Genomic DNA, 209 nt, shown 5'->3' on the forward strand with positions numbered 1-209 from the left:
TTTCCAGCTTCTAATATACCAGCTATGGTAGATTTACTTGTCCCATGAGCAATGTTTAGGTAGTTTTGACCACTTTGTCCTTTTCCAAAATTAACTTGTGCATCTTTACCTATACTAAAGCCACCACCCCATTGTATGACATGATTGTTTCCTGGTGTTTTGCCTATAACATCTATAGTATTTTTACCACCATTTAAATATGGACCAGA

General features: G+C 35.9%; 1 pseudogene. It reads right to left on the reverse strand.

Annotated elements, in window-relative coordinates:
- Window positions 1-209, reverse strand: a pseudogene (locus CAMP5063_RS08470) (filamentous hemagglutinin N-terminal domain-containing protein); the annotation flags it as partial.

It is taken from the genome of Campylobacter sp. RM5063, from assembly GCF_024723655.1.
GTDB classification, from domain to species: Bacteria; Campylobacterota; Campylobacteria; order Campylobacterales; family Campylobacteraceae; genus Campylobacter_D; species Campylobacter_D lari_D.